This is a genomic window from Mycolicibacterium arseniciresistens (assembly GCF_030519285.1).
Lineage (GTDB): Bacteria > Actinomycetota > Actinomycetes > Mycobacteriales > Mycobacteriaceae > Mycobacterium > Mycobacterium arseniciresistens.
This window is the reverse complement of the sequence record NZ_JAUMSQ010000022.1, coordinates 1-8,678: the sequence shown is the minus strand read 5'-3', so window position 1 is coordinate 8,678 and position 8,678 is coordinate 1. Positions and strand designations below refer to the sequence as shown.

At 69.0% G+C, this 8,678-nt stretch carries 8 protein-coding genes; 5 read left to right on the top strand and 3 right to left on the bottom strand.

What is annotated here, in order from left to right; all coding sequences use genetic code 11:
* A partial coding sequence (locus Q2100_RS05285) for an LLM class oxidoreductase (protein ID WP_302913127.1) occupies positions 1-746 on the bottom strand: 746 nt, incomplete at its 3' end.
* A 162-nt stretch (positions 747-908) separates the two neighbouring features.
* On the opposite strand from Q2100_RS05285, the gene Q2100_RS05280 reads away from it, so the two are divergent.
* Genes Q2100_RS05280 through Q2100_RS05260 form a run of 5 tightly spaced genes read left to right on the top strand, consistent with a single transcriptional unit; the run spans position 909 to position 7,209 of the window.
* On the top strand, positions 909-1,895 hold the full coding sequence (locus tag Q2100_RS05280) for an ABC transporter permease (protein WP_302913126.1): 987 nt from the start codon (positions 909-911) through the stop codon (positions 1,893-1,895).
* A complete protein-coding gene (locus Q2100_RS05275) occupies positions 1,892-2,740 on the top strand; it encodes an ABC transporter permease (protein ID WP_302913125.1) in 849 nt (282 codons plus the stop codon). Before Q2100_RS05280 ends, Q2100_RS05275 begins: the two co-directional genes overlap by 4 nt.
* Before the next feature lies 1 nt (position 2,741).
* Complete coding sequence (locus Q2100_RS05270) at positions 2,742-4,367, top strand: dipeptide ABC transporter ATP-binding protein (RefSeq protein ID WP_302913124.1); 1,626 nt, start codon at positions 2,742-2,744, stop codon at positions 4,365-4,367.
* Between the two features lie 17 nt (positions 4,368-4,384).
* Positions 4,385-5,995 carry an ABC transporter substrate-binding protein gene (locus Q2100_RS05265; protein ID WP_302913123.1) on the top strand — a complete coding sequence of 537 codons (1,611 nt, stop codon included), beginning with the start codon at positions 4,385-4,387 and terminating at the stop codon, positions 5,993-5,995.
* A gap of 5 nt (positions 5,996-6,000) precedes the next feature.
* A complete protein-coding gene (locus Q2100_RS05260) occupies positions 6,001-7,209 on the top strand; it encodes an acyl-CoA dehydrogenase family protein (RefSeq protein ID WP_302913122.1) in 1,209 nt (402 codons plus the stop codon).
* A 7-nt stretch (positions 7,210-7,216) separates the two neighbouring features.
* On the opposite strand, the gene lysE is transcribed toward Q2100_RS05260, so the two are convergent.
* Together lysE and Q2100_RS05250 are read right to left on the bottom strand one after the other, a co-directional pair.
* Positions 7,217-7,816: an L-lysine exporter gene (lysE, locus tag Q2100_RS05255; protein ID WP_302913121.1), complete on the bottom strand. Its 600-nt coding sequence runs from the start codon at positions 7,814-7,816 to the stop codon at positions 7,217-7,219.
* Between the two features lie 203 nt (positions 7,817-8,019).
* The coding region (locus tag Q2100_RS05250; protein ID WP_302913120.1) for a helix-turn-helix domain-containing protein at positions 8,020-8,678 on the bottom strand (659 nt) is incomplete at its 5' end.

Genomic DNA, 8,678 nt, shown 5'->3' with positions numbered 1-8,678 from the left:
ACTCCGACAGCGCCGGCGGTGCGGCTCAGGCGCTCGAGGGTCGCCTCGAGCCCGACGGCGGCCCGCAGCCGCACCACCGCGGGCCGGTCGGGGACCGGCTCGTCCTCCTCGACGATCACCAGGTCGGCATCCCTGACTGCGGGGCTGTCGTGCTGCCACACCGGGAGGTCGCCCTGAAGCGATCCGGGCACGTTCATCGGGCCCGCGATGGAATACACACCGTCGACGTCGGCGTGCCGGATCTGCGACGTGTCGGTGAAGACGCCCGTCTCCCGGTCGCCGAGCACGGACCCCAGCGGCCATGTCCGCCAGAGGGCCCGCACCGCCGCCACCGCCTCGGCCGTGTGAGCCGGATCCAACCGGGCTCCGGTCCAGGTGTCGGATTGGGCGTCGAGCCCGATCCGTCGGTCGGTGTCCAGGGCCAGCCAGCCCACCCGCCCCCGGGCGGCGTGGTCCACCGACAGCAGGCGACGGGCCAGGTTGTAGGGGTGGTCGCGGTGCGCCGCGGCGGCGACCACCACACCGATCTCGGTGCTGTGCCTGGCGGCGACGGTCGCGACGACGGACGGGTCGAGACTCGTCGCCGGGAGGTACCCCGGTTCGCCGCGCTCGGCGCCGATCACCAGGTAGTGCACGCCGGAACGCTCGAGAGTCGCTGTGAGAGAGCCGATCGCGCGTGCCGACTGGTACTCGTCACCGACGATCTCCACGCCGACCGACAATCCGCCGGGAGCAAGCACAGGCATGCGGTCGACGGTACGGCGATCGGCCACCGGTACAACGATTGTGCTCACGCGTAGCCGAAAGCTCAACGAGAGCAACGGTTAAGCGCAGGTTCACCGTCGGATTAAGAATTCTTACGCACAGAACCCTGTCTGTGTCACCGCGGCCGTCTTACGTTTCATCGGGTGACCACCTTCGCGCTGCGGCGCATCGGGCAGTCGATCATCGTGATCGTACTGGCCTACACCGCAGTCTTTTTCGTACTGAACGTGCTGCCGGGCGATCCGATCGAGACGCAGATCTCCAATCCCGAGAACCCGATCTCCGACGACGACGCGCAGGCGCTGCGTGACTACTACCGGCTCAGCGATCCGGCCATCGTGCAGTTCGGTGTGTCGGTACAGCGACTGTTCGCCGGTGACATCGGATACTCGTTGAACAGCGGCCAGGAGGTGTCACGCCTGCTCGCCCATGCGTTGCCGTCGACCCTCGCGCTGGCCGGGGTGGCGTTCGTGCTCGCCGCCGCCCTCGGGTTCGTGATAGCCCTTGCCGCGGTGTTCGCGCCGTGGGCAGGCGTGCGGGAGGCCGCCCGGTCACTGCCGCCGGCATTCCTGTCGGTACCGGTGTTCGTCACGGGACTCATAGCGCTGCAGGTGTTCTCATTCAGTCTGGGCTGGGTGTCGGCAGTCGAGGACGAGGGGTTGAAGTCGACGGTGATGGCGGCACTGCCCTTGGCGCTGCCCGTCGCGGCGCCGATCGCCCAGGTGCTCATCCAGGGGTTGAGCAACGCCGCCGGGCAGCCCTACGTCGAGGTGCTTCGGGCCAAGGGGCTGAGCAACGAGCGACTCGTCTTCGGTCACCTCGTGAAGAACGGGTCGATCCCCACGGTCACCATCGTCGCCATCACCGTCGGAGAACTGCTTGCCGGATCGGTGATCACCGAGACCATCTTCAACCGCACCGGGATCGGCTACCTCACCGAATCCGCGGTGCGCAATCAGGACACCCCGATCATCCAGGCCGTGGTCATCACCGTGTCGGTCACGTTCGTGGTCATCAACCTCGCGGTCGACCTGCTCTACCCGTTGATCGACCCGCGCATCGGCCGCGTCGCCGGCCCGGCGACGGTGAACCGGACCCGGGTACTGCGGCGTGCGGCGGTGACCGCATGACCGTCGTCGAGGCGCTGCCCCGCGTCACCCTGCCACGTATCCGCCGACGTCTGCCGGTGGACGTCGTGGACGTCCCGCCGCTGCTGTTCCTGCTGCTCGTCGCCGCCATGATCATCGCGCCACGTTTGATCAGCCCGTACGACCCGCTGCGGGAGAACCCCGCCGACCCGTTGGCTGCGCCGAGCCTCGCTCATCCCTTCGGCACCGACTACATCGGCCGCGACCTGCTCAGCCGTGTGGTCGAAGGCACGGCGGCCACCATTGCGGGCTCGTTCATCGCAGTGATCATCGGTCTGGTGGTCGGCACGGCGCTCGGACTGTTCGCCGCGTATTTCGGCCGCGCCACCGACAGTGTGATCAGCCGTGTCGTCGACGTCCTGCTGTCGATACCGACGCTGCTGCTGTCGATCACGATCATCGTCGCGCTGGGCTTCGGGACGGTCAACGCCGCCATCGCCGTCGGTGTCTCGTCGATCGCGGTGTTCGCGAGGCTGGCCCGCTCGGAGGTGCTGGCCACCCGCAACCTGCCGTTCGTCGAAGCGAGCGAGCACCTCGGCGCCGGACACACGGCACTGCTGTTCCGCCACGTCCTGCCGAATTCCTACTCGGCGGTGCTGTCGCTGGCCGCCCTGCAGTTCGGGACCGCGATCCTGGCCATCGCGTCGCTGAGCTTCCTCGGGTACGGGGCGCAACCCCCAGAACCCGAGTGGGGCCTGCTGATATCCGAGGGCCGCAACTACATCAACAGCGCACCGCATCTGGTGCTGTTCCCGTCGCTGGCCATCGTCCTGACCGTGATGAGCCTGTCCCGCCTCGCCCACATCGTCCGAAAGAAGGTCGGTTGACATGAGTCCGACTCCGTTGCTGTCCGTCACCGGGCTGACGATCGAGTACACCCCGCGGTCGCGCCGGGACCGGCTGAACCGGGAGGGCCCGGTGGTGCGGAATGTGTCCTTCGACGTCGAACCCGGCGCCGTGGTCGCCGTCGTCGGCCAGTCCGGCTCAGGGAAGTCGACCATCGCCCGCGCCGTGCAGGGCCTGCTGCCGGAGAACGGGACGGTCACCGGCGGCCGCATCGCGGTCGGCGGCCGAGACGTCACCGACCTCACCCAGCGGCAGTGGCGTGAGCTACGCGGCGCCACAGTGGGATTCGTACCTCAAGATCCGCTCGGCTCGCTCGACCCGTTGAAGAAGATCGGACATCAGGTGGCCGAGGTGCTCACCGTGCACGGCGTCGCGGACCGCCGGGAAGCGCACAGCAGGGCGGTCGACCTGCTCGACCGCGTCGGCATCGTCGACCCGGGGCGCCGCGTAGGCGACTACCCGCATCAGCTCTCGGGCGGCCAGCTCCAACGGGTCCTGATTGCGATCGCCATCGCGGGGAACCCTCGGCTGCTCATCGCCGACGAGCCGACCTCGGCCCTCGACGTGACGGTGCAGCAGCGCATCCTCGATCTGCTCGACGAACTGCGTCGCGAGCGCGGTCTCGGCGTCGTCTTCATCACCCACGACCTCGCCCTCGCCGAGCACCACAGCGACCACGTCGTCGTCCTGCGCGACGGGCAGGTGCGGGAGACCGGTGCCACCGCGGTGGTGCTGGGAAACCCGAAGGACGACTACACCCGCCAGCTCATCGCCGACGCTCCGGCGCTGACCCCCGACAAGTACCGGCGTCGCAGCGTCCCGGTGCCGGACGGTGAGGCCCTCCTCCGCGTGGACGGCCTGGTCAAGCGCTACGGCGGCGTGGCCGCGCTCGACGGGGTGAACCTGGAGGTCGCACGAGGATCGATCCACGCCCTCGTCGGTGAATCGGGCTCGGGCAAGACGACTGTTGCGCGAATCCTGGCGGGGCTGAGCGGGTTCGACGAGGGCGAGGTGAGCGTCGACGGGCTCGTCCGTACACCCGGGACCCACTTCAGCGCCGTCCGGCAGCGCGAACAGGCCCGGGTGCTGCAGATGGTGCAGCAGAACCCGACGGCGGCGCTCGACCCGCGCTTCACCATCGGTGACTCGGTTGCCGAGCCGCTGCGCATCAGCGGCGTGGGCACGCGCGCAGAGCGGCGGCGCCGGGTGGCCGAGGCGCTCGACCGGGTGGGGCTGTCCGACGCCCTGGTCGACCGCAGACCACGAGAGATCTCCGGCGGGCAGCGGCAGCGCGTCGTACTCGCCAGGGCCCTGGTGTTGCAACCGCCGGCCCTCGTGCTCGACGAGCCGACGTCCGCGCTCGACGTCACCGTGCAGGCGCAGGTGGTGGACCTGCTCATCGACCTGCAGCGCGAGCTCGGACTGACGTATCTGTTCATCTCCCACGACCTCAGCCTGGTCCGGCAGATCGCCGACGAAGTCAGCGTGCTCGAACACGGCCGCCTGGTCGAAACGGGGCCGGTGGCCCAGGTGTTCGCCGCGCCTGTCGCGGACTACACCAGACGCCTGCTCGACGCGGTGCCCGGCGCGCCGGCGCGGGCGGCCTGACGATGCGGAGCAGGGCCGTGGCCGCGGTGGCCGTCACTGCGGCACTGTTGGCCGGTGCGTGCAGCGCCAAGGCGGCGGACCCGAACCCGTCGGCGACGGGTCGGGGCGGACACCTCGTGTACCTCGACGCCGAGGCGCCCGCCTCGCTGCAGATCCAGGTGAGCTACTGGCAGAACAGCCTGCTCAAGGATCAGATGCTCGACCGGCTGGTCTACCAGGATCCCAAGACCTTCGAGTTCGTGCCGTGGATCGCCGAGAAGTGGACCGTCGACCCGTCGAAAACGCAGTACACGTTCACGATTCGCGACGGTGTGACGTTCAGCAACGGCCAGCCACTCGACGCCGAGGCGGTACGTCGCAACCTGTGGTGGCAGGCCAAGGGGGACAAGCCGAAGGGCATCGTCCGGAACACCTACTTCCCGGAGATCTCCGACATCACCGCCGACAACGACACCCGAACCGTCCGCGTCACCCTGCCCGAGCCGTTCGCCCCGTTCATCCCCGTGCTGACGCTGAACACCGCGGGCCTGGTCGCCGACGCCACCATCGAGGCGACCAAGGAGGAGCAGTCGGTGGTGACGAACCTGATCGGCTCGGGACCCTTCGTCGCTGAGTCGGAGATCCCCGACAAGAAGATCGTGCTGGCCAAGCGGCGCGGCTACGACTGGGCGCCGGCGACGGCACCGCACCAGGGCGAGGCCTACCTCGACACCGTCACGGTCATCCCGGTCACCGAGGACAGCGTCCGGGTGGGCGCGCTGCGGGCCGGCCAGGCCGATGCCATCAGATACAGTCAGCCGCCGGACGAACGACTGATGGCGCGTGAGGGTTTCGACGTCCGGGGATTGCGCACACCAGGCCTGGCCAACACCCTCGACATCCGGCAGAGCGCGCCGTTCCTGCGCGACGTCAACGTCCGCAGGGCGATCGGTTTCGGCATCGACCGCGAGGAGATCCTGCGCACGCTCTACACCTACAACTGGAAGCCGGCGCAGAACATCGTCACGAGGAACTTCCCCGGCTACACCGACCGCAGTGACGCCGTCCGATACGACCCAGCCGAGGCGGTGCGCAGGCTGGAGGCCTCCGGGTGGACCCACGTCAACGACGCGGGCTTCCGGGAGAAGGACGGTCAGGAACTCGCGGTCAAGATCTACGTCGACGTCTACGACCACACGGCCAAACCGATGTACGAACTGATCCAGCGCCAACTGGGTCGCGTCGGCATCCGCCTGGTGATCCGGCAGACCGACTTCGCCAACTATCCGACGGCCAGCGTCGAGGATTCGGTCGGCCTGCGGCGGAACGGCTGGCCCACAGCGGATCCGGTCCGGCTGTGGCAGAACTACGGCAGTGAGTTCGGTGACCTGTACGCCCTCGACGGAGCCGACCCCACCATCGACCGGTTACTGCATGAACAGGTCACCGCGACGGATCCGCAGCGGCGGGTGGAGGTGCTGCGCGAGTACAACGACTATGTGATCGACAACGCGTATGCGATCCCGCTGCTCGAGGACACCCAGATCTTCGCCGTCGCACCGCGGGTGCGCGGCTTCGCCAACGCCGCGAACTCGGTGCCGTGGTTCTACGACGCCTGGATCTCCGACGAACCACCAGAGAGGGACTGACCGCCATGACCGTGGAACCGCTGCTGTCCGAGCGGGGGGCGCCGCATTCGCCCGACGCCGAGGTGCTCGACGAGATCACCGCCGACTACCGGCGCCGTCTGGCGGACGGCGATGTCGAAGCGCCGCTGCTGGGTCTGCGACTCGTGCGCGAACACCGGCTGGGAGCGGTGCGTCTGACCGCCGATCGCGGTGGCCGGGGTGACACGCTGCTGGAGTTCTTCGACCACCTGATCGCGCTGGCGGCCGCCGATCCGGACCTCGCACACATTCTGCGGGTGCACTATTCGGTGGTCGAGGAGCTGCAGCGCACTCCGCACCGGCCGGAGAACGAGCGGTGGGTCCGGGTGGTCGCCGAGGGCGGCCTGATCGGCGGCGCCAGTTCCGAACAGAGCACCCGTGCGGTCGGCGGCCAGAGTTACGACACCCGGCTGATCCGGGGCGACGCAGGACTGCGGCTGAGCGGCCAGAAGTTCTACAGCACCGGCGCGCAGTTCTCTGACTACCTGCGGGTGACGGCACAGGCCGACGACGGGCGGCCGGTGGCGGTGATCATCCCGGCCGACCGCACCGGGGTGGTACACGCCGACGACTGGGACGGTATCGGGCAACGCCAGACAGGCAGCGGCACAACCATATTCCACGATGTCGAGGTGTTCGGTGACGAAGTCCTGCGACTGGGCACCAAGATAGGCGTCGACCGGTCACGCGGCACGTTCGTGCAGTTGTACCTGCACGCGGTCGCCGCCGGAATCCTGCGCACGCTGGCCGTCGAGTCCGCCGCCTTGGTGCGGAACCGCAGGCGCACCTATACCTTCGCCACGGGCGATCCGACCGCCGATCCGCAGGTCCTCGAGGCGGTGGGCGAGATCGACGCGATCGCCTATGCGGCGCAGGCGCTGGTGCGCAGCGCTGCGGCCGATCTGGCGCCGGCCCTGGACGCGGCGCGGGTTCGGGGCGTGGACCCCGAGCTGGAGAACAGGGCCGCGATCGCCGCCGCAAGGGTGAAGGTGGCGATCGAGCAACCGGCGCTGCGCGCGGCGTCGCGGGTGTTCGACGCAGGTGGTGCGTCGGCGATCCGGGCATCGGCGCACCTGGACCGGCATTGGCGGAATCTGCGGACACTGTTCTCCCACAATCCGACGGTGTACAAGGCGCGGGTGCTGGGCGATGTCGCGGTCAACGGTGCGGCGCTGCCGGATTCGGGCTTCTTCTGACGGCAGGTCAGCCGATGGCGACGGTGACACCGAGCGTGATCATCACGACGGCGATCAGGCCGTCGAGGACGCGCCACGTCACCGGGGAGGCGAACAGTCCGGCCAGCCGGCGGGCCCCGAGGCCGAGGCCGACGAACCACACGGCGCTCGCGGTGACGGCGCCGATGCCGAACAGCCAGCGGTCGTCGCGGTGCTCGTTGGCCAATGCGCCGAGCAGGACAACGGTGTCGAGGTAGACGTGGGGGTTGAGCCATGTCATTGCGGCGCAGGTGATCAGCACGTCGACGAGCCGGGCCGGTCCCTTCTCGGCCGGAGTCAGCCCCGACGGACGCCACGCGCGCCAGGCGGCGAGTAGTCCATAGCCGATGAGGAACAGCGCGCCGCCGTAACGGGCGACGTCGACCGCGGCGGGGTGGGCGTTGATCAGTGCGCCGAAGCCGGCGATGCCCGCCGCGATCAGGACGATGTCGGACACCGTGCACAGTGTCACCACGGCCGCGACATGCTCGCGACGGATGCCCTGGCGCAGCACGAACGCGTTCTGCGCGCCGATGGCGGCGATCAGCGTGAACGAGGCAAGGAATCCGACGACGACAGGGGTGGCCATGCGGTTGACGGTACGAGGTTAGGCTGACGCAGAACAGCTAATGATATTGCGGCTGCATTAGCCTGGCTTATGCGGGGAGACCCAAGTCTGACGGCTGCGGCGGGAACGACGTCTCTTGGCTCCCGCGGTAATCGCCGATCTCGGGAGGCGCCTTGACGCACTGGACGCTTTGGCGAGCACGCCCCACCACCAGGCGCGGTGCGCTAGGAGTTCTGCGGCTCCGGCGGCAACTGTTGGTGGGCGTAGGCCGCGGCTTGCGTGCGGTTTCGCACGCCGAGTTTGGAGAGGATCGCGCCTACGTGCCGGTTGGCCGTCTTGGGGCTGATGAACAGGGCACTGGCGATCTCGGCATCGCTGTGGCCTGCTGCAAGGACTTTGAGTACTTCGCGTTCACGTTCTGTGAGTCCGTATGGATCGGCGATGGTGGCTTTGCGACGGGTATCTGGGCTGCGGCCGCGTAGTTGCGCGAGGCGTTCCTGCGCGCGGCGCGCGGCGGCGCGTGCACCCAGGCCGCGGAACGTGTCCAGAGCGGCTGCGACGGCGTCGACGTCACCGCCGAGCCCGGCGATAGCCATGTCATAGGGACAGCCGAGGCGGGTCCAATCGGCGGCTGCGGCCGCCCAATCGCCGCTGACTTCGAGTCGATACGGCGTGACCGTGTCGGCGGTCGGCGCATCGTCGACCGGACCACCAGCCAGATGGGCCCACCGGCGCAGGTGGCCCACCAACCACGGGTCGGCATGCTCGGCGGCCGCCGCGAGGCCGGCCTGGGCTTCGGCGCGAGCGGCTCCGTCGTCGCCCGCGAGCCATGCCGCTTCGGCCCGAGCAGCCCAGACCACGCCGAGCCGAGCCAGGTCATCGG